Here is a 517-nt window from a genome sequence, read left to right on the forward strand (position 1 = left end):
AGTGACGTTGCTGCCCGTTGGCGCATCGGTTTGCGGCTCCTTGTCGAAGCTCACTTCCAGTCTTTCGGACACCGTTTTGCCCAGCGCCAGCACGGAAATATACACCTTACCGCCGTCTGCGCCCAATTGCGCAATGCTCAGCGTCGCCGACGTGGCTGTCGCTGCTACAGTTGCCGTAGCCAGCGGCTTGACGTCATCTGTTTTGGCGTATACGTTAACGACGTTGCCGCCCAAAGGAAGACCGGACACTACAATCGTATCTGCTTTGGCGAAGTTGTTCGTCGCGACAACTGCCTCTGCCTTCAATTTGGCCGTCTGCGGCGTCGCCTCATACGCAGCTTCGTACACCTGCGATTCCCGTTTGTTTTTGGTCGTTACCGTCAGGTCCACCGAACCGGCTGTAGCTCCGGTGTCCTTCAGGCTAATCGTCACATCTGTCTTGCCCGCTGCTACCGTTCCTGTGCCCAGCAGCGTTTTCAAATCGCCGTGTTTGTAGACCTTGACGATATCCCCCGCT

At 56.9% G+C, this 517-nt stretch carries 1 pseudogene; it reads right to left on the reverse strand.

The window, feature by feature from the left end:
- Positions 1-517, reverse strand: a pseudogene (locus B5M42_RS25180) (hypothetical protein); the annotation flags it as partial.

It is taken from the genome of Paenibacillus athensensis (genome assembly GCF_004514475.2).
In the GTDB taxonomy this organism is placed as follows: Bacteria; Bacillota; Bacilli; order Paenibacillales; family NBRC-103111; genus Paenibacillus_AL; species Paenibacillus_AL athensensis.